This window comes from Serratia sp. TSA_7 (assembly GCF_052692135.1).
On sequence record NZ_JBQZFU010000004.1, the window covers coordinates 54434 to 79517 of the forward strand.

General features: G+C 58.3%; 27 protein-coding genes. 16 read left to right on the forward strand and 11 right to left on the reverse strand.

The window, feature by feature from the left end:
• Positions 1-14: 14 nt before the first annotated feature.
• On the forward strand, positions 15-1388 hold the full coding sequence (locus ACUTQW_RS15255; RefSeq protein ID WP_037432441.1) for an NAD-dependent succinate-semialdehyde dehydrogenase: 1374 nt from the start codon (positions 15-17) through the stop codon (positions 1386-1388).
• A 342-nt stretch (positions 1389-1730) separates the two neighbouring features.
• Positions 1731-2582 (forward strand): DMT family transporter, encoded by an 852-nt coding sequence (locus ACUTQW_RS15260; RefSeq protein ID WP_006324216.1) that lies wholly within the window; start codon positions 1731-1733, stop codon positions 2580-2582.
• A gap of 55 nt (positions 2583-2637) precedes the next feature.
• On the opposite strand, the gene ACUTQW_RS15265 is transcribed toward ACUTQW_RS15260, so the two are convergent.
• Positions 2638-3228, reverse strand: coding sequence for a Yip1 family protein (locus ACUTQW_RS15265; protein WP_004941995.1), 591 nt, complete (start codon positions 3226-3228; stop codon positions 2638-2640).
• A gap of 204 nt (positions 3229-3432) precedes the next feature.
• On the opposite strand from ACUTQW_RS15265, the gene ACUTQW_RS15270 reads away from it, so the two are divergent.
• From ACUTQW_RS15270 to ACUTQW_RS15290, 5 genes are all read left to right on the forward strand, one after another.
• Positions 3433-3903: an acyltransferase gene (locus tag ACUTQW_RS15270; RefSeq protein ID WP_004941993.1), complete on the forward strand. Its 471-nt coding sequence runs from the start codon at positions 3433-3435 to the stop codon at positions 3901-3903.
• The gene (locus tag ACUTQW_RS15275) at positions 3900-4442 is read left to right on the forward strand and encodes a GNAT family N-acetyltransferase (RefSeq protein WP_006324215.1); all 543 of its coding nucleotides are present in this window, start codon (positions 3900-3902) and stop codon (positions 4440-4442) included. Before ACUTQW_RS15270 ends, ACUTQW_RS15275 begins: the two co-directional genes overlap by 4 nt.
• A 103-nt stretch (positions 4443-4545) precedes the next feature.
• Positions 4546-5388 (forward strand): DUF1460 domain-containing protein, encoded by an 843-nt coding sequence (locus tag ACUTQW_RS15280; RefSeq protein ID WP_020438682.1) that lies wholly within the window; start codon positions 4546-4548, stop codon positions 5386-5388.
• A gap of 178 nt (positions 5389-5566) precedes the next feature.
• The gene (locus ACUTQW_RS15285; protein ID WP_013811999.1) at positions 5567-6379 is read left to right on the forward strand and encodes a MetQ/NlpA family lipoprotein; all 813 of its coding nucleotides are present in this window, start codon (positions 5567-5569) and stop codon (positions 6377-6379) included.
• Positions 6380-6512: 133 nt separating this feature from the next.
• Positions 6513-7538 (forward strand): MerR family transcriptional regulator, encoded by a 1026-nt coding sequence (locus tag ACUTQW_RS15290; protein WP_006324212.1) that lies wholly within the window; start codon positions 6513-6515, stop codon positions 7536-7538.
• Here the strand turns inward: ACUTQW_RS15290 and ACUTQW_RS15295 are convergent.
• Positions 7535-8413, reverse strand: a complete 879-nt coding sequence (locus tag ACUTQW_RS15295) for a LysR family transcriptional regulator (RefSeq protein ID WP_006324211.1) — start codon at positions 8411-8413, stop codon at positions 7535-7537. The genes ACUTQW_RS15290 and ACUTQW_RS15295 overlap by 4 nt on opposite strands.
• A 99-nt stretch (positions 8414-8512) precedes the next feature.
• Here ACUTQW_RS15295 and ACUTQW_RS15300 point away from each other — a divergent pair, with 99 nt between their 5' ends.
• Positions 8513-9439 carry a DMT family transporter gene (locus tag ACUTQW_RS15300; protein WP_020438681.1) on the forward strand — a complete coding sequence of 309 codons (927 nt, stop codon included), beginning with the start codon at positions 8513-8515 and terminating at the stop codon, positions 9437-9439.
• Between the two features lie 102 nt (positions 9440-9541).
• The gene (locus ACUTQW_RS15305) at positions 9542-10078 is read left to right on the forward strand and encodes a GNAT family N-acetyltransferase (RefSeq protein ID WP_037432440.1); all 537 of its coding nucleotides are present in this window, start codon (positions 9542-9544) and stop codon (positions 10076-10078) included.
• A 38-nt stretch (positions 10079-10116) separates the two neighbouring features.
• Here the strand turns inward: ACUTQW_RS15305 and ACUTQW_RS15310 are convergent, their stop codons facing one another.
• Complete coding sequence (locus ACUTQW_RS15310; protein ID WP_006324208.1) at positions 10117-11034, reverse strand: DUF808 domain-containing protein; 918 nt, start codon at positions 11032-11034, stop codon at positions 10117-10119.
• Positions 11035-11122: 88 nt separating this feature from the next.
• On the reverse strand, positions 11123-11518 hold the full coding sequence (locus tag ACUTQW_RS15315) for a VOC family protein (protein WP_006324207.1): 396 nt from the start codon (positions 11516-11518) through the stop codon (positions 11123-11125).
• A gap of 80 nt (positions 11519-11598) precedes the next feature.
• On the opposite strand from ACUTQW_RS15315, the gene ACUTQW_RS15320 reads away from it, so the two are divergent.
• Complete coding sequence (locus ACUTQW_RS15320; RefSeq protein ID WP_004941974.1) at positions 11599-12054, forward strand: GNAT family N-acetyltransferase; 456 nt, start codon at positions 11599-11601, stop codon at positions 12052-12054.
• A 34-nt stretch (positions 12055-12088) separates the two neighbouring features.
• Here ACUTQW_RS15320 and pbpG read toward each other — a convergent pair whose 3' ends face one another.
• From pbpG to ACUTQW_RS15335, 3 genes are all read right to left on the reverse strand, one after another.
• Positions 12089-13018: a D-alanyl-D-alanine endopeptidase gene (gene pbpG, locus ACUTQW_RS15325; RefSeq protein ID WP_006324206.1), complete on the reverse strand. Its 930-nt coding sequence runs from the start codon at positions 13016-13018 to the stop codon at positions 12089-12091.
• 162 nt (positions 13019-13180) lie between these two features.
• Positions 13181-14284: an adenosylhomocysteinase gene (locus ACUTQW_RS15330; RefSeq protein ID WP_006324204.1), complete on the reverse strand. Its 1104-nt coding sequence runs from the start codon at positions 14282-14284 to the stop codon at positions 13181-13183.
• A 48-nt stretch (positions 14285-14332) separates the two neighbouring features.
• The gene (locus ACUTQW_RS15335) at positions 14333-15277 is read right to left on the reverse strand and encodes a GlxA family transcriptional regulator (protein WP_006324202.1); all 945 of its coding nucleotides are present in this window, start codon (positions 15275-15277) and stop codon (positions 14333-14335) included.
• Between the two features lie 91 nt (positions 15278-15368).
• On the opposite strand from ACUTQW_RS15335, the gene ACUTQW_RS15340 reads away from it, so the two are divergent.
• Both ACUTQW_RS15340 and ACUTQW_RS15345 read left to right on the forward strand, forming a co-directional pair.
• A complete protein-coding gene (locus tag ACUTQW_RS15340; RefSeq protein WP_006324201.1) occupies positions 15369-16049 on the forward strand; it encodes a DJ-1/PfpI family protein in 681 nt (226 codons plus the stop codon).
• 50 nt (positions 16050-16099) lie between these two features.
• Positions 16100-16663 carry a DedA family protein gene (locus ACUTQW_RS15345; RefSeq protein ID WP_004941969.1) on the forward strand — a complete coding sequence of 188 codons (564 nt, stop codon included), beginning with the start codon at positions 16100-16102 and terminating at the stop codon, positions 16661-16663.
• Positions 16664-16665: 2 nt separating this feature from the next.
• On the opposite strand, the gene ACUTQW_RS15350 is transcribed toward ACUTQW_RS15345, so the two are convergent.
• A complete protein-coding gene (locus ACUTQW_RS15350; protein ID WP_193378401.1) occupies positions 16666-17289 on the reverse strand; it encodes a LysE family translocator in 624 nt (207 codons plus the stop codon).
• A gap of 77 nt (positions 17290-17366) precedes the next feature.
• Positions 17367-18260: a LysR family transcriptional regulator gene (locus ACUTQW_RS15355; RefSeq protein WP_020438676.1), complete on the reverse strand. Its 894-nt coding sequence runs from the start codon at positions 18258-18260 to the stop codon at positions 17367-17369.
• Positions 18261-18372: 112 nt separating this feature from the next.
• Here ACUTQW_RS15355 and ACUTQW_RS15360 point away from each other — a divergent pair, with 112 nt between their 5' ends.
• Both ACUTQW_RS15360 and ansP read left to right on the forward strand, forming a co-directional pair.
• On the forward strand, positions 18373-18810 hold the full coding sequence (locus ACUTQW_RS15360) for a PACE efflux transporter (protein ID WP_006324198.1): 438 nt from the start codon (positions 18373-18375) through the stop codon (positions 18808-18810).
• A gap of 436 nt (positions 18811-19246) precedes the next feature.
• Positions 19247-20710 (forward strand): L-asparagine permease, encoded by a 1464-nt coding sequence (gene ansP, locus ACUTQW_RS15365; RefSeq protein WP_004941963.1) that lies wholly within the window; start codon positions 19247-19249, stop codon positions 20708-20710.
• A gap of 189 nt (positions 20711-20899) precedes the next feature.
• Here ansP and ACUTQW_RS15370 read toward each other — a convergent pair whose 3' ends face one another.
• Positions 20900-21679 carry a HalD/BesD family halogenase gene (locus tag ACUTQW_RS15370; protein ID WP_004941960.1) on the reverse strand — a complete coding sequence of 260 codons (780 nt, stop codon included), beginning with the start codon at positions 21677-21679 and terminating at the stop codon, positions 20900-20902.
• 112 nt (positions 21680-21791) lie between these two features.
• Between ACUTQW_RS15370 and ACUTQW_RS15375 the strand changes: the two genes are divergently transcribed.
• A complete protein-coding gene (locus ACUTQW_RS15375) occupies positions 21792-22703 on the forward strand; it encodes a LysR substrate-binding domain-containing protein (RefSeq protein WP_020438674.1) in 912 nt (303 codons plus the stop codon).
• Here ACUTQW_RS15375 and ACUTQW_RS15380 read toward each other — a convergent pair.
• Positions 22700-23569 (reverse strand): ATP-grasp fold amidoligase family protein, encoded by an 870-nt coding sequence (locus ACUTQW_RS15380; protein WP_198640430.1) that lies wholly within the window; start codon positions 23567-23569, stop codon positions 22700-22702. The genes ACUTQW_RS15375 and ACUTQW_RS15380 overlap by 4 nt on opposite strands.
• Before the next feature lie 155 nt (positions 23570-23724).
• On the opposite strand from ACUTQW_RS15380, the gene ACUTQW_RS15385 reads away from it, so the two are divergent.
• Entirely contained in the window at positions 23725-25017 is a 1293-nt protein-coding gene (locus ACUTQW_RS15385; protein ID WP_020438672.1) for an oligosaccharide flippase family protein, read from the forward strand.
• Positions 25018-25084: the final 67 nt, after the last annotated feature.

Below are 25084 nucleotides of genomic sequence, written 5' to 3' on the forward strand. Positions count from 1 at the left end.
GAGAGGAACTCTTCATGCCATACCAAACGGTAAACCCTTTTAACAACCAACTTATCAAAGAGTACACACCGCATACCGACCAGCAGGTCGAACAAGCGCTGGCAAAAGCTGACGCGCTGTATCACTCCGGCTGGGCCAAGGGCGATATCGACCAGCGGCTACCGGTACTGCACAAGCTGGCGGACCTGATGGAGAGCCGGGTTGAGGAACTGGCGAAAATCGCCAGCCAGGAGATGGGCAAGCTGATCGCGCAAAGCCGCGGCGAAGTGAAGCTCTGTGCCCAGATCGCCCGCTACTATGCCGACAACGCCAAAAAATTTCTCGCGCCGGTGCGCTATGAGTCCAGCCTCGGCGAAGCCTGGGTAGAGCATCATCCGATCGGCGTGCTGATGGCGGTGGAACCGTGGAACTTCCCGTTCTACCAGTTGATACGCGTGCTGGCGCCCAATCTGGCCGCCGGCAATCCGGTGCTGGTGAAGCATGCCGGCATCGTGCCGCACTGCGCACAGGCCTTTGAACAATTGGTCGCTGAGGCCGGTGCGCCGCAAGGCGCCTACACCAACCTGTTTATTTCGCAACAGCAGGTGGCGAACATCATCGCCGACGACCGGGTGCAGGGCGTGGCGCTGACCGGCTCGGAAAAGGCCGGTAGCATAGTCGCCTCTCAGGCCGCGAAGGCACTGAAAAAATCTACGCTGGAGCTGGGCGGTAACGACGTATTCGTGGTGCTGGACGACAGCGATATCGCCAGAGCCGCCAAGATCGGCGCGCAGGCGCGGCTGAGCAATGCCGGCCAGGTGTGCACCGCAGCCAAACGTTTTATCGTGCAAGAGAAAGTGGCGGCGCCCTTCCTGCAAGCCTTTACCGAGCATTTCCGCGCGGTGAAAATCGGCGATCCGCTGGATGAAACCACCACGCTGGGGCCGCTGTCTTCCCGCGAAGCGCTGGAGGGGCTGGCCAAACAGGTCGACGCCGCGGTGCAAAACGGTGCCAAACTGCATTACGGCGGCAAGCCGATACCGCATGACGGCAATTTCTTCGAGCCGACGATCCTGACCCACATCAGCCGTGACAACCCGGCGTATTTCGAAGAGTTCTTCGGCCCGGTGGCGCAGATCTATGTGGTGAAGGATGACGACGAGATCGTCAAACTGGCCAATGACTCTCACTATGGCCTCGGTGGCGCTATTTTCAGCACGGATATCGAACGCGCCAAAAAGCTGGCCTCGCGCATCGAGACCGGCATGGTGTATATCAACTCGTTGACCGACACCGCACCCGAGCTGCCTTTTGGCGGCGTGAAGCGCTCCGGCTTCGGCCGTGAACTGTCGGATCTGGGGATCAAAGAGTTTGTGAACCAGAAACTGGTGGTGGTCAGCAAAAGCTAAACCGCCCCCTCGGCGGGAGGCGTTAATTTTATGTTGCGCCTCCCGCCGAACTTCACTATCTTTGATGCCGTAATCACTCCCTGCTTTCAGGAATATCAATGGCTCAGTTTGCGCACATCACAGACCCAACGAACACGCCGCTTCCGGCCGTCGTTCAACTGTGCGCATCTTCCGCCCCTCCAGCCGTTTTCTCTGTCGTCACTGCGGTTGCCGCTTACCCGCCACGCTCTGTGGTTGTGCGCTAAGCCAAACCGAATTTTACCTCCAGCTTTCTTTATTTGCGCTCAGGCGTAGACCGCCGCGCGTGCTGGAACTTGCCATTTTCACGACAGGTGAAACCGAATGCGATTTATCACTCAATGGGCCAATGCCGGCCTGGCTACGTTGTTCGTCCTGCTTTGGAGCAGCGGCGCAATTTTCTCCCGCTTGGGGCTGGAGCATGCCTCTGCCTTCGCCTTCCTTTTCTTCCGCTGCGCCATCGCTCTGGCGCTGCTGCTGGCAATCGGCCTGTGGCAACGGCAATGCCTGCCCGCCCGCGGCACCCGGTGGCGCGTGGCATTGATCGGGCTGCTGATGATCGGCAGTTACCAGATTAGCTATCTGCTGGCGTTGGAACAGGGTATCACGCCCGGCGTGCTGGCGACGCTGCTCGGCGTACAGCCGATACTGACCCAGTTCATTACCGAACGCCGCTGTACCGGGTTGCGCGGCCTCGGCCTGTTGCTGGCGATGGCCGGGCTGACGCTGGTGGTGTATCAAAGCCTGGCGATCGCCCACTTCTCCCTGCCCGGCATGCTGTGCGCTTTTATCGCGCTGGCCTGCATGACCGCCGGCACGCTGTTGCAAAAAGGCATGAGTCAGCCGCCGCTGGCGGTGTTGCCGTTGCAGTACGCCGTCGGGTTGCTGATGTGTGCACTGGTGTTACCCTTCGAGCCGCTGCGGGTCGAGTGGAGCATGGCGCTTGTCGTGCCGTTGCTGTGGATGGCGGTGGTGATTTCAGTGCTGGCCACCTTCTTGCTGTACCGGTTGATCCAACGCGGCAATCTGGTGCAGGTCACCAGCCTGTTTTACCTGATCCCGGCGGTCACGGCCCTGTTGGACTACCTGCTGCTCGGCCATGCGCTGGCGGCAATGAGCATGCTGGGCATGGCGGCCATCGTACTTGGCGTAATGCTGGTGTTCCGTAAGCCGTAAAAAGCAAAAGCCCCTCATGCCAAGTGGCATGAGGGGCAATATCAAAACATCGTTTTCAGAATAACCAGGAACCATACCCCCACAGCAGCACCGTTACCCCGAGCAGAAACTCGAGCAGCAAGATGCCGATGGCAAAGGTAGAACTGGAGAAGATAAAGCCTTCTTTACTGTCGATATTCAGAAAATGGGGAATACCCAGATTCAGCAGATAGCCCGAATAGCATAGGCCAATCACGCCGACAAACAGACAGAGCCACACGACGGGATAGAGCGCGACTATACCGCTCAGAAACATCGGGGTTGCGACATAGCCGGCAAACACCATACAACGGTGCAAACTCGGGCGTGCTTCATAACGCCGCGCCATCCAGTGGATCACTTTCCCCATGATCGCCACACCCGCCAGCATCAACAGGTAAAACGCCACTGCGGTATAAAATGCGGTAAACATATCGAGCCGGATCGCATGGCCTTCGCCGGAGAGCCAGCCCAACTGGGTGGTGCCGATAAAGGCGCAGACCACAGGGATCGCCGCCAGCAGCAGCACGTGATGGGTGTAAAGGTGCGAGACGCTTTCGTTCTCGCTTTTAATGTGTTCGAACTCGGTGCTTGGATGCGCCAGAAGTCCCCAAACATGATTAACCATGAGACACCTCCTCCATCGCCGTAGGTCGCGATCGGCGAACGAATTTACCCCTCCGACGGATTGTTGACCGTGCGAGGATTGCGGCCACAGGGCTCTCTCCCCTGTACTTATTATAGTCTTTCGCTGAAAAAACGTTCGGAAAACGCAGACGCAGCGGCAGTTTGTTTTATAATCCCCCGATTGAGCAAAGCCGTGAGGACTGCCATGTCATCTGCCATCACTCTTCGCCAGGTCGGCATTGTCGAGGTCGACGCCGGGCAAAATGTCACAGTGGTACAACCCAGCAACCTGTACGGTTGCCGACTCGGCGACGACGTGTTTGTCGGGCCCTTTGTCGAGATCCAAAAAAACGTCAGTATCGGCGCTCGCAGCAAAATCCAGTCGCACAGTTTTATCTGCGAATATGTCACGCTCGGCGAAGACTGTTTTGTCGGCCATAACGTGACCTTCGCCAACGATCTGTTTAAAGAGGGCGCCCCGAACGCCGATGCCGCCAGTTGGGGCCGTACGCAGATTGGCGATCGGGTTGCCATCGGCTCCGGCGCCACCGTACTGGCGGTGAACATCTGCAGCGGCGCGGTGATCGGCGCCGGAGCCGTGGTCACCAAAGACATCACCCGTAAAGGGATCTACGCAGGCAACCCGGCACGCCTGCTGAGAGAGCTGGACCCATGAGCCAGGCTATCCATATCGCCCCCGTCGCCCAGTTGCCCGACGGCTATCTGGAAAGCTGCGATTTCAGCTTCCCGGTCGCCCACTATGCCCAACCGATTTTCGATACCCCGGTCGACAGTTGGCCACTGCGGCCGGTCACGCCGTTTCGCAAGAACTATCCGCTGGCCCCCTTCCTCAATGAAGAGAGCGAAACCTTTCTGGCACGTCATCGGGGGGAAGCCGTCGGCCACGTCACGCTGAGCAAAAACTGGAACGGCTATGCGCTGATTGAAGAGATTGTCGTCAGCGCCCACGTGCGCCGCCTGGGCGTCGCCACCGCCCTGCTGGATGCCGCACGCCACTGGGCGCAGCGGCAGGAAACCCCGGGGTTGATGCTGGAAACGCAAAACAATAATCTGGTCGCCTGCCGCTGTTATCAGCGCTTCGGTTTTATTCTCGGCGGTATCGATCACCTGTTGTATCGTGCTCAGCCGGATATTGCCGACCATGAAATCGCGTTATTTTGGTATCTGCCGTTTAATAACGAGATCGGTTACTGATTATTGGCCAGCGTTTAGGCTATGTTTATTTATTAACCACCCGCCTCATGGTGAGAACTGTTATCATTTATATGGTCACGGACTGAAACCATTGGAGGGTGAAATGTACAAGGTTGTTCCATTGATGTTAGTTATAGCGATGAGCGGATGCGCAGATAAAAGTCCTCAGCGGCCAATTGATGAACCCGGTGCCGCAGCCACGCCCCCTGAGGTAGAGGTAGCGCCCATAAACCTGGACAGCGAGACGTTAAGCAAGCTCAACGACATTCTCGCCAAACAGGCTACCTGGCCGGCCGGGCAAGACAACGGCCAGACTATCAATCTGATCTCTCAGCAATTTCTGGGTACGCCTTACGTTGCCAACATGCTGATAGGCTCTCAGGACACGCCGGAAAAGCTGGTGATCGACTTCCGCGGCCTGGATTGCTTTACCTATATCGACTACGTCGATGCCCTGAGCAAATCGCACAATCAGGCTGAATTCGTTCAACGCCTGATCCAGACCCGCTACGCCCATAGCGAAATCAGCTTCCCGCAGCGCAAACATTTCTTCACCGACTGGGCGCAGGTCGCCAAAACAAACGTGACCGACATTACCGCTCAACTCAGCCCGCACGCGGTGACGCAGGTGAAAAATCTGAACCAAAAGGCCGACGGCGGCAGCTATCTGCCCGGCCTGAAAAATGTGCGGCGCAGCATCACTTATCTGCCCAGCGATTTTATTGACGATAAGGTGCTGGCCCAGTTGCGCACCGGCGATTACATCGGTATCTACACCCATCTTGCCGGGCTGGACGTCACTCACACCGGCATCTTTATCATGACCGAAAACGGCCCGATGTTGCGCAATGCCTCTTCTCGCAAGGAAAACATGAAGGTAGTGGACTCGCCCTTTATGGACTATGTGATCAACACGCCCGGCATCGTCGTGCTGCGCGCAAAATAACCGCCCCTCCGGCCCCGATGGCTTTCAGGGTGCAATCTGAAAGCCCTAGTCTCTATAAAACTTCCTGTTATTACCTATAACCCTTTGTGCTGAGCAAGCGTTTGACTTCCCTGCGGCTTCAGGCTTAGCTAACAGCACAAAACCAACTGATTTTACTGTTTTTTTCAGGGAGAACACGATGTTAAAGACCTGGCGTTTTACCGCCGTGATGGCGGCGTTTGCCGCCACGCTGGCACTGCAGGGTTGCGATAAGCCGGTAGACCAGAACCTTATCAAGGTCGGGGTTATCAACGGCGCGGAGCAGGACGTGGCGGAAGTCGCCAAACAGGTAGCGAAAGAGAAATACGGCCTGGAGGTTGAACTGGTCGGTTTCAGCGGCTCTCTGCTGCCGAACGACGCCACCGATAAAGGTGAGCTGGATGCCAACGTATTCCAGCACCGGCCGTTCCTCGAACAGCAAAATAAAGATCACGGCTACAAACTGGTGGCGGTGGGCAATACCTTCGTGTTCCCGATGGCCGGCTATTCGAAAAAAATCAAATCGCTGAAAGAGCTGCAGGACGGTGCCGTTATCGCTATTCCGTTGGATCCGACCAACCTCGGCCGCGCGTTGCTGCTGCTGGAGAAAACCGGCCTGATTACCCTGAAACCGGGCAAAGGGCTACTGCCAACCTCGCTGGATATCAGCGCCAACCCGCATAACTACAAGATTATGGAGCTGGAGGGCGCTCAATTGCCGCAAGTGCTGGATGACCCTAAAGTCACGGTAGCTATCATCAGCACCACCTACATCAACCAGACCGGGCTGACGCCAACCAAAGACGGCATCTTTATCGAAGACAAAGATTCGCCGTACACCAACATCATCGTGACGCGTGAAGACAATAAAGACGCGCTGAACGTGCAAAACTTCATCAAGGCCTACGAGTCGGATGAAGTGGCCAAAGCCGCCGAGAAAATTTTTAACGGCGGTGCGGTAAAAGGCTGGTAAGCAGGCGGTTCCCTTCCTTGCGGGTGCCATTTTCGGCGCCCGCCACTTTCCTGAAAATATCCCCTTCCGCGCTATTGACCCTCACGTCGCGTCAGGCTTTAGTATCCCTGCACGCACTGGGGAGGAGCACGTCATGTTATTAAAAGTGGGCGAACTGGCCCGCCGTTCCGGCATCACCGTCAGGACACTGCATTATTACGACAGCATTGGTTTGCTGATCCCTTCTGCGCGTTCCGACACCGGCTACCGTTTATACAACCGGGCTGACATCACCCGCTTGCACCATATTCAGGCGTTGCGCCGAATGGGGGTCCAGCTTGCGGAGGTCGGGGCACTTCTGACACGTTCCGGGGTAACGTTAACCACGGTGATTGAACAGCAGATAACCATGCTGGATCGGCAGTTGGCGCAGACCGTAGCGCTACGCGATCGTTTGCAGCATATGCATGCCCAGCTCACCGCCGGGGACGAACCGGAACTGAACGACTGGCTGACTACGTTGGAGTTAATGACCATGTACGACAAATATTTTACCGCCGACGAACTGGCGCAACTGCCCTTCTATCAGGCCGATCAGGCGCGCAATCAGGAATGGGCCGAGCTGGTGAGCAGCATACGCCAGTTGATCGACGGTGGCGTCGAAGCGCAAGCGCCGCAGGCGCAGGCCCTGGCGCGGCGTTGGATGCAGATGCTGGAACGCGATACCGCGCTTAATCCGGCGTTTCTTACCCGGCTTAACGCCATGCACGCCGACGAACCCTCAATGCGTGAACAGACCGGCATCACCCCGGCTGTGACCGATTATGTCACCCGGGCCTTTGCCGAAACCAAGCTGTCGATCTACCAAAAATACCTGTCGGCGGAAGAATACGCCTACGTGCGCCAACACTACTTTACCCGCCTGCACGAATGGCCGGCGCTGATCGCCCAGTTCCATCAGGCGCTAAGAGACGGCGTGCCGCCGGAGTCCGTCCAGGCGCAGCAACTGGCGGCCCAATGGCTGGCGCTGTTCCAGTCTTACGCCGGCACCGACCCGGCCACCCAGATGAAAATTCGCCAGGCGATGGAACAAGAGCCGACGCTGACCGAAGGTACCTGGTTGACCCCGGCGCTGCTGAGCTATCTGCAACAGGCAGTGGCGCAGCTGATGCGGGGCTAGGCAAGGTTATCCACCAGCCGGGTGATCCCCACAACGCCCGCGTAACACTCCAGTAAAAACGCCGTCACGGCGGCGATGCCCGGTGCATGGCGAATGTCGTCATGCACCGTTAGCCAGACTTCACGCCGCAGCCCAAGCGGCGGCGCCAGGCGTTCAAGCCCCAGTTCCTGCGCGACAAAATGCGGCAGCAGCGCAATGCCCGCGCCGGCCGCAGCGGCGGCAGCCTGAATCATCAGGTCGTTGCTGCGCATCACCAGCGGCCGGGGCCCGGCCTGCTCCAGCAACCATTTTTGCTGCGCCGAAGCGGCCCGTTCATCGTGATAGCCGATAAACCCCCGCTCCGCCTCCGGCGTGTCTCGCAGATAACCGGCGTTGGCGTACAGCCCGAACTCGACGGTGCCGATTTTTCTCGCCACCAGATCGCTTTCAGTGACGCGGCTGAGCCTGATGGCAATATCCGCCTCGCCACGCAGCAGCGATACGTTGGCGGTATCGGCCAGCAAAACCAGTCGCAAATCCGGATAACGGCGCTGCAACTCGGCAATACGCGGGGCAATCAGCTTCAACCCCATCACCGGCGGCACGCTCAACGTAACCTCGCCCGCGATGCCCTGTCGCCCGCTGAGGGCGGCGCGGCTGACGGCGAAAGCGTTGAGCGTCATGCTGTCCCCTTGCGCCGCGATGCGTTGCCCGTCGGCGGTGAGCAGGTAGCTGCGCGGGCGGCGATCCACCAGTTTTAACGCCAGCGATGCTTCCAGGCTGGCAATGCGGCGGGCAACGGTGGCGTGATCGACCTGCAAACTGCGGGCGGCGCCTGACAGCGACTTCTCGCGCGCAAACACCATGAAGTAGTGCAAATCTTCCCAATTGAACATGGGTATTTTCTCACATCACAAATGAATATATAGGGGATTTTACCGCAACAATCCGTGGCGCAAACTGTTTTGGTTTATTCCGCACCACAGGAAATCACCATGAAAACTTCGCTGCCGCTGGCCTATCTGGGGGTGATTATCGCCACCTTTTTCTGGGGCACCAACTTCAATGCCGGTGCCTATATCATCGCCCATCAGCCGCCGATCACCGCGTCGATTGAGCGTTTCAGCCTGGCGACGCTGGCGCTGTTGCTGCTCTTCGGTCCACGCGGGCAGTTACGCTTCAGTACGCTGAAGAGCAACTGGCCGGCCTACCTTGGGCTGGGCGTGCTCGGCTTTACGTTGTTTAACCTGTGCACCTTTTTCGGCCTGCAATCCACCACGCCGATCAACGGTGCGCTGATCCTCGCCACCACGCCGCTGTGGACAATGCTGTTCGGGGTATTTTGGGAGCATGAAAAACTGAGTGGGTCACGCGCCGCCGGCCTGCTGGCGGGTTTTATCGGCGTAACGCTGGTGATCGCCAAAGGCAGCCTGCAAACGCTGTTGCGGTTGGAAATCAACCCCGGTGACGGCATTATCCTGCTCGGCAGCCTGGCTTGGGCGCTGAATATGGTCGGTACCCGGCGGCTGGTGCATAACGCCACCGCCATCGAAACCACCAGCTATTCGATGCTGTTCGGCACGCTGGCGCTGCTGCCGCTAGGGTTTATCTTCGAAAACCCGCTGCAAAGTCTGGCTTCCGCCAGCTTCAGCGTGCATGCGGCGGTGGTTTATCTGGCGCTGTGCGGCTCGCTACTGGCCTATCTGCTGTGGTTCAACGGGCTGGAAAAAATCGGCTCGATGCGCACCGCCATTTTCTTCAATCTGGCTCCGGTGTTTACCATGCTGGTGGCCACCCTCACCGGTACCGCACCCAACGTTTGGCAATTAGTCGGGGCGGTCTGGGTTATCCTCGGCGTGCTGCTGGCCTCCGGCGCAGTAAAACGCCTGCTGCCGCGGCACCGGGCCAGCAGACAACTATAGTTTTTTTTATCACCGGCATAAAAAAGCCCAATTTACCTTGCCGTCGGACGGGGAGCATAATGCGTTTATCTTCTGATTTTTCAAGGTAAACAAAGAACTCTTATGCCCCTTTCCGCCCCGTTGATCATCACCGACGCCACGCCGGATGACCTGGCCGCCGTACAACAGATCTACGCCTACCACGTGCTTTACGGCGCGGCATCCTTTGAAGAAACGCCGCCCACGTGTGAAGAAATGCAGCAGCGGTGCAGCAAGGTACAGGAAGCCGGGCTGCCCTGGCTGGTCGCCAAACGGGAGGATCGCGTGGTGGGCTACTGTTACGCCACGCCCTATCGGCCACGCCCGGCCTACCGCTTTACCGTAGAAGACTCGGTGTATATCGCCGAAGGTCTTCAGGGTCATGGCATCGGCAAAGCGTTGCTGGCCGAGCTGATCGCCCGTTGCGAACGCGGCCCCTGGCGGCAGATGCTGGCGATCGTCGGCAATGCCGAAGACAATCAAGGCTCGCTGGCCCTGCATCGGACATTGGGCTTTACCAGCGTGGGTACGCTGAAGGCGGTAGGATTCAAACTGGGTGAATGGCGCGACACGCATATCATGCAACGCGCGCTAAGTGGCGGCGACGGCAGCCGGCCGTAACGGCAGCTACGGGGTGCGCAACACGCACCCCGCGATTATCAGGCGGTAAAGCGCGCGCGGATAGCCCCCAGAGCCGAAACCACCAGCAGCACCACGCCGCCGGCAACCAGGCCGAACACCACGTTGAGCAAAGCGGGGATCGCCCCCTGCAGAATATGGCCGAAGGTCGGTACGACGGTAGCGTACGACGCCCAGTCTTCGAACAAACGATGCACCGGAGGCAGACCGTGGGTCAGAATGCCGCCGCCGACCATAAACATGGCGACAGTACCGACGATCGACAGGGTTTTCATCAGGTAAGGTGCGGCACTGACAATGCCATTGCCGATCGAGCGCGCCAGCGCGCTGGTTTTGCGGCTCAGGTACAATCCCAAATCGTCGAGCTTGACGATGCCGGCCACGATACCGTAAACGCCGATCGTCATCACAATCGCGATGCCGCTCAACACAATCACTTGCTGGCTAAAGCTCGCACCGGCCACGGTGCCCAGAGTGATGGCGATAATCTCGGCGGACAGCACGAAATCGGTGCGAATCGCCCCTTTCACCTTGCGCTGTTCATAGGCCGCCACGTCTTCATTGGCGTCCAGTTCTTCTTTTTTCTCCTCCCCTTGCTTGCCGTGAGTCAGGCTGTGGAACACTTTTTCAAAGCCTTCGTAACACAGGTAAGCGCCGCCCACCATCAGCAGCGGCGTGATCGCCCAGGGGGCGAATGCGCTGATCAGCAACGCCAGCGGCACCAGAATCAGTTTGTTGATAAACGAACCTTTGGCCACGCCCCACACCACCGGCAGTTCGCGATCGGCCTTTACCCCGCTAACCTGTTGCGCATTCAACGCCAGATCGTCACCCAGCACCCCGGCGGTCTTCTTCGCCGCCATTTTTGTCATCAGCGAGACGTCGTCCAGCAGCGAAGCGATGTCGTCGAGTAAAGTCAGTAAGCTACTTCCGGCCAAAATGGTCATCCTTATCAAATTTCATTAAACCCTTGCCCGTTTAGCATAGCGGTAAACGCCCCTGAATGGGTATAAGAGGATGGCGCAGTTAGCCCGCCGGCACGTTCAACTGCCAGGAGAGGCCAAAGCGATCGTTCAGCCAGCCGAAACGCGCGCTGAAGCCGTAATCATCCAGCGGCATCAGCACTTCACCGCCTTCCGACAAACGGGCGAATACCCGTTCCAATTCGGCTTCGGTCGCCAAATTAACGTGGAGAGACACCGCCGGGGTAAAGCTGAAATCATGGCTGACCGGGCTGTCGCTAAACACCAGATGCTGTCGGTCAAAATCTATCGAAGCCTGTTTGATTCGCCGCTGCCCGTCGGGCGTCTCGTCGTAATGCAGCAACTGCTGAACCTTAAAACTGCCGAACAGCCCGCTGTAAAGATCGATAGCCTGCCGGGCGTTGCCCTGAAACATGATAAAGGTTGCAACCTGGCTCATAGGAATCCTCTCTCGCATACGATAGGGTATTTAGTGATCATAGCGGATGAAGCAACCGCCGCCGCCAAAAAGGAGGAAAGATGGCAATCACCTATCGCCTGGCACAGACAACGGATCTGGCCGGCCTTCAGGCGCTGTATCAGGAATTGCGCCCACAGGATCCCCCGCTGCGCCCGGATGCCGCCCTGCGCACCTTACAACGTTTGCTGGACAACCCGGCAATTCGCCTGGTGGTTACCGCCGACGGTGAACAGCCGGTCGCGACCTGCATGCTGGCGATGGTGCCGGGGTTGGTTCATCAGGCTCAGCCGTTCGGTATCATTGAACACGTGGTCACGGCACCGCCGTACCGCGGGCAAGGCATTGCCCTGGCGATGCTGGAATACACCTTGCAACTGGCGTGGCGTAAAGGGTGCTACAAAGTGATGCTGCTTTCCGGCCAACAGCGCACCGGGGCGCACCAGTTGTATCTGCGCGCCGGATTCGACGGCGATCGGGAAAGGGGTTTTGTCATCAGGCGCCCTGAGGGCCGATAGCGGCCTGCGGTGGAAACCGCAGGCCAGACCGGGATTATTCGGTTTCGTTCTTCGCCAGACGGGCGTCTTTTTGGCGGCGATAGTCGCGGGCAGCGGCCGGGATCGGCGTTACCTTGCCGGTTTCGATCCAGGTGCGCAGGCGGTTGGCGTCAGCAAAATGCGTGTACTTGCCGAACGCGTCCAGCACCACCAGCGATACCGAGCGGCTGCCGATCATGGTGCGCATCGCCAGGCAATGCCCCGCTTCGTTAGTGAAGCCGGTTTTGGTCAGTTGGATGTTCCATTTCGGGTTGTACACCAAATGGTTGGTGTTGCGGAACGGCAGCGTGTAGTTAGGATCCTTGAAGCTCGCCATGCGCTCGGTGGTGGTGCTGAGCTGGCCAATCAGCGGATATTGCTTGGTGGCGATCAGCAGCTTGGTCAGGTCACGCGCGGTCGAAACGTTATGAATCGACAACCCGGTCGGCTCCACATAATGGGTATTGGTCATGCCCAGCGCTTTCGCCTTGGCGTTCATCGCCTTGATAAAGGCACCGTAACCGCCCGGATAGTGATGCGCCAGGCTGGCGGCGGCGCGGTTTTCCGACGACATCAGCGCCAGCAGCAGCATGTCTTTGCGGGTGATTTCGCTGTTCAGACGTACGCGGGAATAAACGCCTTTCATTTCTGGCGTCTGGTGAATGTCCACCGACAGCATTTCATCCAGCGGCAGATGGGCATCCAGCGTCACCATGGCGGTCATCAGCTTGGTGATGGAGGCGATCGGCACCACTTCATCCGGATTGCGCGCATACATCACTTTGTGGGTCTGCATATCCACCACCATCGCACTGCCGGAAGCCAGTTCAGGCTGGGCGGCATGGGCGGCGGCGTTATTTTCGCTGGCCAGCGCGCGCGGCGCGATGCCTGCTCCCGCCTGCAAAGCGAGCAGGGTTAGTACCAAAACACGTATTTTCACATGCATTACTCTGTCACTGGAGAAGATGAAGGTCTGATTTGGCAGAATTATATGTGAGGGATCTCAAGTTGGCACTGGGATTATGCGCCCCCATTTGTGACAAATTCTGTCGGACAGAATATTGCGCAAACCGCGAGCGCTCTGGGGTGAGCGCCCGCAAGAGAAAAGTTACAGTGCCGGTTGCCACGCCGCCTGCGGCAACAGATACAAACCGGGAGCCTGACGGGCGCCGTCGCCGACGATATGGCCAATGCCCGCCGCCATCACCGCCAGCGTCACATCGAAGGCGTTCAGGCTGTCGCCGTAGCCCGCCGTCAGGTTGAACATCGACCCGTTGGCCAGTAAATAGACCTTTTTCTCGCCCAGTTGGTAGGCGTTCACAAACGGCATAGGCTCGCTGTGCGACAGGGTCTTCAGGAAGCCGACGTCAATTTCGGCCGCCACGTGGCCGACGTTGAGAATAAACACCCCGTCCTTCACCTGTTGCAGATGCTGCGCCGACAGCACGTTTTTCGCCCCGGTCGCCGTGGCGATCACGTCCGCCTGGGTAACCGCCGTGGCCAGATCGACCACCGCCCAGCCGTCGTAACGCGCCTGCAATGCCCGCGCCGGATCGATTTCCGCCACGACAACCTGCCCGCCGTAGGCTTTCGCCGCCGCCGCAACGCCCTGCCCAACCAGGCCATAACCAATCACCAGCACGCATTTTTCATGCAGCGTCAGATGCGTGGTCTGGAAGAAGGTGTGCCAGGCGGTGAGACCGACCATATGGCGGTTATGCAGCCCTTCTTTCACCGGCAGATCGTCCCAATTGAAGATCGGGTAGCGCGGCGCCATGCCGTTCAGCCGGCTGATGCCGGAGCCGGTCGCTTCCAGGCCGGCGATAATCTGCGGGCCTGCGGCCGACTGGTGCAGGCGGGTCGTCAGATCCGCGCCCATTTCACACAGGTGGGTCGGTTCCCAGGCCAACGCGCGATCGAAGGATGCCGACCAGTCCGCATCGCTCATGTCACGCCAGGCGTGAGCCTGCGCGCCACGCCGCTCCAGCCAGGCGACCACGTCATCCTGCACCGTGGTCGGGTTGCAGGTGGTCAGGTAAACCGCCGCGCCCTTGCCCAGCAGGCCCGCCACCAGCGGTGCCATTTTCAGATCCAGGTGCATGTTGCACGCCAACCGCACGCCGTTCAAATCCGGCAACGCCGCAACCGCCGCGCGGGTGCGCGGCATATGGCGCATCGCCCAATCCAGTTCGCTTTCAAAATCCTGATACATCTGTTGCTCCTTTTACTGCGCCACGCCACTAGGGCATAGCTTAATGAATTAACCGGCGCGGCTCAGGCGCCGCATCGCCTGCGGCGACAAACCGAAGACGCGAATGAATGCCCGCCGCATACGCTCCGGATCGCTAAAACCGACGGCACGGGCGATAGCCTCCAGCGCTTCGCCGCTCTCTTCAATCCGCACCCGCGCCGCTTCCACCCGCAGTTGCTCAATCACCTTGGCCGGCGTCTGACCGGTTTCCGCGCGAAACAATCTGCCGAACTGGCGTTCGCTCAGGCAAGCGGCATCGGCCAGATCCGTCACCCTGAGCGGCTGATGCAGATGCTCACGGGCGTAAGAAAGTGCGCTGCGGATCCGGTCTGAAGAAGGATTTAGCGCCAGCAGCAGCGAATACTGCGACTGCCCGCCAGGACGGCGGTGATACACCACCAGTTGCCGCGCCACGTTGGCCGCCGCCTCTGCGCCGAGGTCCTCTTCAATCATCGCCAGCGCCAGATCGATGCCGGCGCTGATGCCGGCCGAGGTCCAGAAGGCACCGTCGCGAATAAAAATGCGGTTGCTGTCGACGCGAATACGCGGATAGCGCTGCTGCAACCGTGCGGCGTGGAACCAATGGGTGGTGGCGCGCTTGCCTTCCAACAGCCCGGCGGCCGCCAGAATAAATGCCCCGGTACACACGCTGGCCATGCGCCGTACCTGCCGGCTCTGCTGCTGCAACATCGCGATCAACGCCGGGGACTCCGCCGCCGCCACGTTGCCGCGGCCACCGGCAATCAGCAGCGTATCAAAACGACTCTCCTCCAATGGCTGGGTCATCACCGCCACGCCGGACGAACCAATCACCATCCCGCCCGCCTGCGACACCGGCAAACAACGGTATGCCGGGGCATCGGCGAACCGATCGGCCTGCTCGAAAGCCGCCAGCGGCCCCGCAAAATCCAGCAGGTTAAAATCGGGAAAGATCACAAAACCGATGTTTTTCATTATGGCGTTTTTTGAGGGTTATATGGCATACCAGCCAAAAATAGGGCAGCTATTATTACCCAGACCAAAGGACAAAACTGAGGGGAATATCATGTCTGTACCATTAGTCATAGTTTTTCCGATCTATCAGGGCGTTACCCAGTTGGATTTCACCGGCCCGCTGCAATTTCTGCGGCGTATGCCCGATGCCGAAATTATCGTCGCCTCGATCGGCGGTGCGGACGTCAGTTCCGAGGGGTTGCACTTCTCGCGGCTGCACAGGCTGGAGGACGTCACGCACTGCGATGTCCTGTGCGTGCCGGGCGGCAGTGGCTGCACCCAGGCGCTGCTGGATGAAAACTTCATACGGCAGATCCGCCGGTTGGGAACCGACGCACGCTATCTGACCTCGGTGTGCACCGGTTCGCTGATCCTGGCCGCCGCCGGGCTGTTGCATGGCAAGCGCGCTGCCTGCCATTGGTCGATGCGTGAAAGCCTGACGCTGTTCGGCGCTGTCCCCAGCCGTGCGCGGGTGGAACGCGACGGCAACGTGATCACCGGTGGCGGCGTGACTGCAGGCATCGACTTCGCCCTGACACTGATAGCCGAGCTGCACGGCGAAGACACCGCGCAGATGATCCAGCTGTATCTGGAGTATGCCCCGGCACCGCCGTTCCTGGGGGGAACGCCAGAGCTGGCGCCTGCGGGGATCCTGGCGCGAGTAGAGGAAAAAATGGCGGACAGCCTGCAACAACGCCGGGCGCTGGTCGCGCAGATAGCCGCCCGCCGCTGACGAGCCGGGCGTATACTTAACCTTATGTGTTAAAGACATAGGGGATCACAATGGCGGATTTAGCCCACTACATTACGGATTACGGCTACTGGGCGCTGTTTATCGGCTGCCTGGCCGAGGGGGAAACCATCACGTTGCTGGGCGGCATTGCCGCGCATCAGGGGTTGCTGCATCTGCCCTGGGTAATTGCGGTGGTGGCGCTGGGCGGCACGCTGGGGGATCAATTGCTGTTCTTTCTGGGCCGCCGCTTCGGCGGGAAAGTGATTTCACGGATGAAAAGCCAGGAAAAGCGCATCGAGCGCGCCAACAAGCTGATTGCCCGCCACCCGATGCTGTTCGTGATCGGCGTGCGCTTTATGTACGGTTTTCGCATTATCGGCCCGGTGCTGATCGGCGCCAGCAAGTTGCCGCCCTCACGCTTTGTGCCGCTGAACATTCTGGGTGCCATTCTGTGGGCGACGATTTTCGTGCTGCTGGGTTATTTCGGCGGTGAAGCCATCGCCCGCTTTATCTCCGGCTTCGACAAAAGGCTGACCAGCCTGCTGTTCTGCGCGCTGGTGATCGCCGCCATCCTGCTGTTGCGCTTCTGGTGGCGGCGTCGCCACGCCGATTAAGGTTATTTATTGAGCATCAGTTTCAGGCCGAGCAAGGCCAGCACGCCGCCGCCCAAGCGATCGAACCAGGCTTTAAAACGCAGGTAAGTGCGGCGCGGGCGCGGCGATGACAGCACAAACGCCACAAAGGCGTACCACAGGACGTCGACCGTCAAGGCAATCACCGGCAACACCACGTACATCAGCGGCGAAATTTTATGGCTGAGCAGCGCGGCGAACACGCTACCGAACACGATAGCGGTGTTCGGGTTGCCGAGTTGGGTCAGCAACCCCGTGGTAAACGCCTTGCGAACCCCCAGATACCGCTCGCCGACCGCCTCCACGTTCAGCGGCCGACTGGCCCCGCGCAGCATTTTAAACGCCAAATAGACAAGATACGCGCCGCCCAGCACTTTCAGCGTGGTGTACAACCACGGCAGCGCCAGCAGCAGCGACTGCAGTCCCAGCAGTGCGATCAAGGCAAAGATAAAACAACCGACGCCCATGCCTAACGCCACCGCCATGCCATCGCGGCGCGAAGAGGCCACTGCGGTGCGCGCCACCAAAATAAAACTTTGCCCCGGGCTCATCGCCCCGAGCGTTATCGCCCCGGTAATGCTCAATACCGATAATGCCGTTTCACTCATCATGCTCGCGGTACTCCCTTAACTGTCCCCTGTTCAAAGTAGCGCAGCGACGAAAATAAAAGCAATGAATACGGAGATCATTCAACCTGAGTCGCATCGCGCATCAGCGCTACCAGCTCGCGCGCGGCCTTGTCCAGCGGCGCATTCTTCAGCCAAACCAGGTGTATCGGCAACCGCAGTTCGTTTTTGGTGTTTTTGAATTTCAGCCGGATTAACCTTCCCTGAGCCAACAGCGGCGCAGTCAGCGACAGCGGGAAATTGCCCCAGCCCAATCCGGCCTCAACCATGTTCAGCGCCATCGGCAGGCTGTCGGTGCGCCAGTAAGATTCCGCCACCCGCGGCCGCAGATCGACGATGGGCAGATCGCGGCTGGCCACCATAATCTGCCGCACGTTGACCAGATCCTCGAGAAACAGCTCGTCTGCCGCCCCTTTTAGCGCCGGGTGGCATGGCGAGAGCGTGGCGACCAGCGATTCCGTCCCCACGAAATGGAACTGCTCCTGGCTGTTGACGTTAAGCCCGCCAAACGCCAGGCAAACGCCAACCCTGCCCTGATGCAGCATATGCAGCACGTCATCTTGCGGGGCGGTCAGCACTTCGATGTTCAGCAACGGATAACGCTCCGCCAGCGTTTTGATCGCCGCCAGCAGGCCGCTGCCGTTGATGTCCGAAGCGACGCCTATCGACAGCGTACTCTCAAGCCCTTGCGACAATTCGATGGCGTGGTTTTGCAATTGTTTAAGTTGGTCGGCAATCAGCCTCGCATGCGGCGCCAGCGCCAGTGCCAACGGGGTCGGCACCGGTTCGCGGTGCGACCGGTCAAACAGCGGGAAGCCCAGTTCCGCCTCCATGTTGGCGATCCCCATACTGACCGCCGAAGGCACGCGCCGCAGCGAACGGGCGGCGGCGGAGAACGAACCCCGATCCAATACCGCCAGAAACAGCTCAATGTTATCGCTGGAAAAGTTCATTGCGTTACCTGTCAGTAAAACTGACAGCTCCTGACTTTTTCTATCAATGTGATTGACGTTATCTTAGCCGCCACGACCAGATAAACCATCAAAAATAACGCAGGAGAACATGATGCAAGGCGTTAAACGCAAACTGGTGTATGTCACCGCTTACGAAATTATCGGCATGGCGATCTCCGCTTTGGGGCTGGCGCTGCTTTCCGGCAGCGCGCCCAGCAGCACCGGGCCGCTGGCGGTGATCATCACCACCATCGCCGTAAGCTGGAATTTCATCTACAACTCGCTGTTTGAGCGGTGGGAAAGCCGCCAGACGTCACGCACCCGCACGCTAAAGCGCCGTATTGCACACGCCGTGGGGTTTCAACTGACGCTGGTGGTGTACCTGATCCCGCTGATCGCCTGGTGGATGGGGATTTCACTGCTGGAAGCGCTGCTGCTGGATATGGCGCTGATCGTCATTATCCCGTGCTACACCTTCGTGTTTAACTGGGCGTTCGACCTGCTTTTCGGTCTGCCTGCTTCGGCTCTGCCGGCCGGAGAATCTGCCTAAAAAATCGCCGTTAATCCCCTTGCCTGCGGGCTATAATCGCCGCAGGCCAAAAAAATCTTATTTCTCCCCTTTTTTCACGCCTCGAAAAATAAGCAAAACCCCCTGCAATTTGCACGGTAATTAATATTTTGTGATTTTCGTCACTTTTTATTCCTCGATATTTCCGTGTTGATAAAATCACACATCTTATTGAATAATATATTATTTTGTATATGGAATAAAAAATAAACACAATTGATCACGATTTATACGCAGGATTTTTTGCCACATTTACGGAGAAAAGGTAGCATGCCTCGCCGTTATTTAATGATGGCTGTACACACAATAAACAACAGAATGATGCCATGACCTCATTCTCATAACGATTGGCAATAGCAATCGTTTGCTCTCGTCCGAGAGCTGGGTAACCCTATAGACAGGTAAAACAGGACGGATGATGCAATCACATAAAAAAACCGATCATGACAAACACGCCGCCAGAAGACGTTGGTTAGACTCACATGAATCCGGTTATCACAAAAGCATGGGCAACCGCCAGATACAGATGATCGCCATCGGCGGTTCCATTGGCACCGGCTTGTTCCTCGGCACCGGCGGCCGGCTGGAAATGGCCGGCCCGGCACTGGCTTTGGTCTATCTGGTGTGCGGGATTTTCTCTTTCTTCATTCTCCGCGCACTGGGCGAGTTGGTGCTGCACCGCCCTTCCAGCGGCAGCTTCGTTTCTTATGCCCGCGAGTTTCTCGGCGAAAAAGCCTCTTATGTCGCCGGCTGGATGTATTTCCTCAACTGGGCGATGACCGGTATCGTCGACATCACTGCGGTCGCGCTGTACATGCACTACTGGGGCACTTTCGCCGACGTGCCGCAATGGCTGTTCGCGCTCTGCGCCCTTGGGGTGGTCGCCACCATGAACATGATCGGCGTGAAGTGGTTCGCCGAAATGGAGTTTTGGTTCGCGCTGATTAAAGTGGCCGCCATTGCCATTTTCCTGGTGGTCGGCGTGGTGTTCCTGGGTACGGGCACTCCGGTGGCGGGTAACACTACCGGCCTGCACCTGATCACCGAAAACGGCGGCATGTTCCCGCACGGCTTGCTGCCCGCGCTGGTGCTGGTGCAAGGGGTGATCTTCGCCTTCGCCGGCATTGAGCTGATCGGCACCGCCGCCGGCGAATGCAAAGATCCGGCAAAAATGCTGCCGAAGGCGATCAACAGCGTGATCTGGCGTATCGGCCTGTTCTACGTCGGCTCCGTGGTGCTGCTGGTGCTGCTGCTGCCGTGGAATGCCTATCAGGCCGGTCAAAGCCCGTTCGTCACCTTCTTCAGTAAACTGGGCGTGCCCTATATCGGCACCATCATGAACATCGTGGTGCTGACCGCCGCGCTTTCGAGCCTGAACTCCGGCCTGTACTCCACCGGCCGTATTCTGCGTTCGCTGTCGATGGGCGGCTCCGCGCCGAAATTCATGTCCAAGATGAGCAGCCAGCAAGTGCCTTACGCCGGTATTCTGGTGACCTGCGGCATCTATGTGCTCGGCGTAGTGCTGAACTATCTGGTGCCTTCGCAGGTGTTTGAGATCGTGCTGAACATCGCCTCGCTGGGCATTATCAGCTCCTGGGCATTTATCATCGTCTGCCAAATGCGCCTGCGCAAGGCCGTGCGGGAAGGCCGCGCCAAACCGGTCACCTTCAAAATGCCCGGTGCGCCGGTCACTTCCTGGTTGACGTTGGCGTTCCTGCTGGCGGTCGTGGTGATGATGGCGTTCGATTACCCGAACGGCACCTGGACCATCGCCACCATTCCGGTGCTGGTCGTGCTGCTGGTGCTGGGCTGGTTCGGCCTGCGCAAGCGCGCGCAGGAAGTGAAGCTGGAACAACAGGCTCACGAAGAAGCTCACCACTGAGTCTCTCAACTGCCCCCACCGGGGCAGTCTGACTACTGACAAAGCCCGTTATTAGGGAGAGCGTGCCGAAGGGGTCGTAGCGGCTTGCCCGCCGGAGCGCCCCTCGGTGCGCTAGGCCCGGGTATCTCGGATTCAAAGACAACTTTGTCATCAAACTCACTGCCCCCGCCGGGGCAGTTTTTTTATCCGTTACAGCCGGCCGTAAAAAGTCATGCGCGCGCTCTCCGACAGCGCGATATCCGGCTGGGCGTTATAGGCCAGCACCACCAGCATGCGGGTGGTATCGCCTTCGGTCGGCGTAACCCGGTGCATGGCATTGCGCCCGCGAAACAGCACCAAATCCCCCTCCTCCATCGCCAACGTCTTCACCGCACGCTCGCCGTCCAGCACCTGGGTTACCCCCGCGTAATTCATCTCGCCGCGATCGGCATCGCGCAGGTTTTCCACATACTCAAAGCGGCCGCCGGCCTGCGGTTTTTGGATCAGGAGCGTGATGGCGAATGAAGAGTTATCAAAATGCCAGCCCAGTTCCTGCCCGCGATGCGCGTAGTGCAGATTGATCGACGACAGCCGATCGGCGTAGGGATAGAGCTGCTGCTCTTCCAGTACCGCACAGAGGAAGTCGCGGAAAGGCTGGGCATCGTACAGCGTGCGCAGCGGCGACTGCGCCGGGATATCCTCGTCGGTAATACAGCCCTTGGACGATACCACCTGCCGGTTGCGCGCATGGTCGGCAGGCAGGCTTTCGTCCTGCGGTTTGAGGTATACGTTATGCTTGCTGGCGGCATAAAACGCCGCGTGGCTGTGTTCCGCTCCTTCGAGACGAACGGTCGCCAGCGCGGCGGCGGTCAGAAAGCCCCGCAGCACCAGCGCACCCGCCGTGTCCAGCGTCGCTTTGCAGCGGGCCTGAAAGGCGGCGTCGCCGATCGGGTTGGCGGATAAATCAACGATATGAGCGAGTTGCTGCATGAGAAGCTCCTGAAGGCTTAGCGGCCGGATACCCCACTGTAGCGAATGTCGCATTGCCGTAATAACAAAAATGCGTTAAGGATGAGGTAACCCATTCTTAACGATAGCCGCCATGAACGCACCTTCCCGCAGCCGCCTGCCCAAACTGAGCGCCATTTTGGCGTTTGAAACCGCCGCCCGTACCGGCAGCCTGGCCAGGGCGGCAGACAGCCTGGCGCTGACCGCCGCCGCCGTCAGCCAGCAAATCCGCCAGCTTGAACAGCATCTGGGCATTCAGCTGTTTACCCGCGCCAAAAGCGGCGTAACGCTGACCGAACAGGGCGCGGATTATCTGGCCTATGTGCAGGAAGCGTTCGAGACGCTGCGCGTGGCGCAGCAACATGTCGATCGCCAACGGGGCCAGGAAACCCTGACGATCTTTGCGCTACCGGCGCTGGCGTCAAAATGGCTGAACCCGGCGATTGGCGACTGGCTGGCCCGCCAGCCGCAGCTGGATATCCGCCTGCACGCCACCCATGCCGCGGTGGATTTCGCCGCCTCGGCAGCGGACTTTGCATTGTGCTTTGGCGATCAAGACTATCCGCTGCTGGAAAAAGTGCGGTTGTTTCAGGATGGCGTGCAGCCGGTGTGCAGCCCGCAACGGCAGGCCGCAGGCGACTGGGCCCGGCAGCCGCTGATTCATGTCGATTGGGGCAAAGAGAGCCAGTTCCTGCCGGGTTGGCATGAGTGGTTCACCGCCGCCGGGCTACCGCCGCCGCAGCGACGGGGCCTGACCTATAACCTGACCTCGCTGGCGATTGATGCGGCGGTGGCAGGCCACGGCATTTTGCTCGGCCAACAAAGCTTGATCCAGCGCGAACTGGCTAACGGCACGCTGGTGCCGCTGGCAGAAACGGTGCTGCCTCTCAGCAAGCCTTACTACGTGGTCTATCCACAGCGCACGCTGGACAAGCCCAAAGCGGCGGAGTTTTTGGCCTGGCTGCAAAACCTCGCACCGCCGAATGCCGGCGGACTATCGTTTTAACCGCCGCAGCGGCTACCGGATCTGGACATCATCTCGCCCAGCAGCAGGTTGGTCGCACGCGGCAGAAAAACCTCATTACCGGCGCCGGGGGTCAGCGTCAGTTCGCCAATGTAGAGCCGCTCGGGGGTGAGATAAAAATCGACGCGGCAATAGTCGAGATCCGCCGACACGGCTTTGGCTACCTGGATCATCTCACCCCAGAATGCAGGTTTCGCCCGCAACGTATTGATCTGCGGGATATCATTCTGAATAAAAAAGCAGGGATGAGCGTGCTCGTCCAAAAATTCCAGCGAAGTGGGCTCAGGCCCGCCGCGCAGCAATTCAACAAAAAGATAAGATTGATTGCCGTTAAAAACATGCACCTTGTAGTCAATCAACTCCCCGCTGCACTCGATATCCAGCAATTTCTCGACGATAACTTTTTGCGGAATAGCGGCGTAATGTTTTTCACGAAATCTTTTCCAGTAGGTTATTTCAGACCATCCACTAAGAATATTCACAATATCCAGATAGCTAATCTGACTTTTATCTTTGACTATTTTCACCTGCTGGGAGGCATTATTGGTTTTGATGACAAACGATTGTGGCAGGGAAAGGTAGTCCCGTTCGGTAAAGTCATCGGTAGTCATAATGATTGGCGTTAGGTAATTTTCCGATACCCGCTGTGAAATATACTCCCGAACAGCCACCTTATCCGCCAACAGGCTGAAATTACGCTGCGGATAACGCATACGTTGATAAATTTTCTCGGAAAATGTCTTGGGATTTTTGAAGTTCACCCAAGAGCCATGAGCAAGATAATGGCTAATTTGATAATAAATAGCATCGGGCGCGGCCCGATAGAGCCGTTTTGCGAGTTTTCTCATTTTTCTGTTTCTTCCATGAAGATAGCATACGGAGAAATGCTTTTGACATTCCGATTATTGCCGCACAATTATAAAACCTTGCGCCCCCACCGTTACAAGGGCTACGGGAATAATCGGATGATTCTTATTACAGAATGCGACAGGGAAAAGCGCTGATGCAATTGAAATTCATAGATATCAACATAGTGAAAAATGCATTCTGGATGATATCTGAAAAAATGGTCTCTATTCTGGGCGTCATTTTTATCACCGCCTATATGGCGAAATATATTGGCCCGGAAAGTTTCGGCAAGATCACCTTCGCTACCGCCATTTTCGCCATTACCCAGACGCTGGCGCTGCTGGGCTCCGACACCGTGCTGTTCAAACGCATTAGCCGCAACCCGCGCTCCGGCACCGCATTGATGTTTTCCACCAACCGGCTGCGCCAGGGCTGCTTTGTGCTATTTTCCGCAGCCATCCTGCTTTACACTGGGCTACGGGACGATTTCATTACCTTCTACTTTTGCGCCGCCACCTTTATCGCCGGCTTTTTCTCGCTCAGGGACGTGTTCACCATTTACCACGACGCCCGGCTGGAGTCGCGCTTCAACACGCTGGCTAACGTTGCCGGCTTGGGCAGCGCCCTGCTGGCGCGTTACCTGATCGTTTATTTTGATCTGCACCTGTATTTCCTGGCGATCCCCATTGTGATGGTTTATCTGATCCCTTATCTGATCCGCCACCACCTTTATCATCGCCGCCACCCGCGCTTTACCGCCCCCGCCCGCGTTCGGCGCAAGTATGTGCGCTATCTGCTCGCCAGCGGGCTGCCGCTGGCGGTCTCCAACGTTTCCATCGCCATTTACACCCGGCTGGCGCAGCTGTTCCTGATGTGGTTCGTCTCCGCCGAGGCACTGGGCATTTATTCCGTCGCCATCACGCTGGCCACCGCCTGGATGTTCGTCACCAACGCAGTGATCTCCTCATTTTTTGCCAAGATATTCGCTTACCGCCGTGACGACGCGGTGCGCGCCGCCGCCAAACTTAATGGGCTGGTGTTGGCGATCGCCGCCGCAATCGTGGCAGGCATCGTTTTGCTCGGCAAACCGGTGATCGTGCTGCTGTACGGGGAGCAATATCTGGCGGCCTATCCGGCCATGGGCGTGCTGGCGGTAGCGACGCTGCTCTCGGCACTCGGCACCCTGGCCTATAAATACATTGTGATGTTCTCGGGCTACGGCTTCCTGTCGAAGAAGATGTTCCTGGTGTTTATCATCAATATCCCGCTTTCTTATTGCCTGATCCGCCAGTACGGCATCATGGGCGCCGCCTACAGCACCCTGCTGACCGAACTGCTGTCGCTGACCCTGCTCAACTACGTCTTCCGCCGCGGCGTGGTCTTGCAAATGCATCTGCGCTCACTAAATCCACTCACTTATCTTCGCCGTGCACCGCAGGCCGGCTAACCCTCACCGCCCGTAACAGATTGCCGTTAGCCCGCTGGCAGCGGGCACAACGCTCATGGCTTAACCT

Coding starts and splice junctions, on each gene's coding strand:
- ACUTQW_RS15255 (WP_037432441.1), top strand. CDS start 15: ATGCCATACCAAACGGTAAACCCTTTTAACAACCAACTTATCAAAGAG.
- ACUTQW_RS15260 (WP_006324216.1), top strand. CDS start 1,731: ATGCGATTTATCACTCAATGGGCCAATGCCGGCCTGGCTACGTTGTTC.
- ACUTQW_RS15265 (WP_004941995.1), bottom strand. CDS start 3,228: ATGGTTAATCATGTTTGGGGACTTCTGGCGCATCCAAGCACCGAGTTC.
- ACUTQW_RS15270 (WP_004941993.1), top strand. CDS start 3,433: ATGTCATCTGCCATCACTCTTCGCCAGGTCGGCATTGTCGAGGTCGAC.
- ACUTQW_RS15275 (WP_006324215.1), top strand. CDS start 3,900: ATGAGCCAGGCTATCCATATCGCCCCCGTCGCCCAGTTGCCCGACGGC.
- ACUTQW_RS15280 (WP_020438682.1), top strand. CDS start 4,546: ATGTACAAGGTTGTTCCATTGATGTTAGTTATAGCGATGAGCGGATGC.
- ACUTQW_RS15285 (WP_013811999.1), top strand. CDS start 5,567: ATGTTAAAGACCTGGCGTTTTACCGCCGTGATGGCGGCGTTTGCCGCC.
- ACUTQW_RS15290 (WP_006324212.1), top strand. CDS start 6,513: ATGTTATTAAAAGTGGGCGAACTGGCCCGCCGTTCCGGCATCACCGTC.
- ACUTQW_RS15295 (WP_006324211.1), bottom strand. CDS start 8,413: ATGTTCAATTGGGAAGATTTGCACTACTTCATGGTGTTTGCGCGCGAG.
- ACUTQW_RS15300 (WP_020438681.1), top strand. CDS start 8,513: ATGAAAACTTCGCTGCCGCTGGCCTATCTGGGGGTGATTATCGCCACC.
- ACUTQW_RS15305 (WP_037432440.1), top strand. CDS start 9,542: ATGCCCCTTTCCGCCCCGTTGATCATCACCGACGCCACGCCGGATGAC.
- ACUTQW_RS15315 (WP_006324207.1), bottom strand. CDS start 11,518: ATGAGCCAGGTTGCAACCTTTATCATGTTTCAGGGCAACGCCCGGCAG.
- ACUTQW_RS15320 (WP_004941974.1), top strand. CDS start 11,599: ATGGCAATCACCTATCGCCTGGCACAGACAACGGATCTGGCCGGCCTT.
- pbpG (WP_006324206.1), bottom strand. CDS start 13,018: ATGCATGTGAAAATACGTGTTTTGGTACTAACCCTGCTCGCTTTGCAG.
- ACUTQW_RS15330 (WP_006324204.1), bottom strand. CDS start 14,284: ATGTATCAGGATTTTGAAAGCGAACTGGATTGGGCGATGCGCCATATG.
- ACUTQW_RS15335 (WP_006324202.1), bottom strand. CDS start 15,277: ATGAAAAACATCGGTTTTGTGATCTTTCCCGATTTTAACCTGCTGGAT.
- ACUTQW_RS15340 (WP_006324201.1), top strand. CDS start 15,369: ATGTCTGTACCATTAGTCATAGTTTTTCCGATCTATCAGGGCGTTACC.
- ACUTQW_RS15345 (WP_004941969.1), top strand. CDS start 16,100: ATGGCGGATTTAGCCCACTACATTACGGATTACGGCTACTGGGCGCTG.
- ACUTQW_RS15350 (WP_193378401.1), bottom strand. CDS start 17,289: ATGAGTGAAACGGCATTATCGGTATTGAGCATTACCGGGGCGATAACG.
- ACUTQW_RS15355 (WP_020438676.1), bottom strand. CDS start 18,260: ATGAACTTTTCCAGCGATAACATTGAGCTGTTTCTGGCGGTATTGGAT.
- ACUTQW_RS15360 (WP_006324198.1), top strand. CDS start 18,373: ATGCAAGGCGTTAAACGCAAACTGGTGTATGTCACCGCTTACGAAATT.
- ansP (WP_004941963.1), top strand. CDS start 19,247: ATGCAATCACATAAAAAAACCGATCATGACAAACACGCCGCCAGAAGA.
- ACUTQW_RS15370 (WP_004941960.1), bottom strand. CDS start 21,679: ATGCAGCAACTCGCTCATATCGTTGATTTATCCGCCAACCCGATCGGC.
- ACUTQW_RS15375 (WP_020438674.1), top strand. CDS start 21,792: ATGAACGCACCTTCCCGCAGCCGCCTGCCCAAACTGAGCGCCATTTTG.
- ACUTQW_RS15380 (WP_198640430.1), bottom strand. CDS start 23,569: ATGAGAAAACTCGCAAAACGGCTCTATCGGGCCGCGCCCGATGCTATT.
- ACUTQW_RS15385 (WP_020438672.1), top strand. CDS start 23,725: ATGCAATTGAAATTCATAGATATCAACATAGTGAAAAATGCATTCTGG.